Raw genomic sequence first — 227 nt, forward strand, 5'->3', positions numbered from 1 at the left:
TCCGCGTCACCTCGACTGGTCCGGGCACGCCGAGTACGACCTGAACCGGACCGCACGCCTGGCCAGCATGTACAAGGTGGTACTCACCGAAGCCAGCACGGCCGAGGATCTCAACGCCTGGCTCGACGCCGACCTCCTCCGGCGGCTCTGGCCCACCCTCCGGCTGCCACCCCAGCTCCGCCATCGCTGGGAGGAAGCCTTCCCCGAACTCGCCGCAACCCGCAGCA

The 227-nt window shown here is 69.6% G+C and carries 1 protein-coding gene; it reads left to right on the forward strand.

The features are described 5' to 3' along the window. Positions 1 to 227, forward strand: a 227-nt coding sequence (locus tag AC2CHE_RS27035; protein WP_484507636.1) for a hypothetical protein, incomplete at both ends; no start/stop codon positions are given.

The organism is Micromonospora sp. ATLC16 (assembly GCF_057196645.1).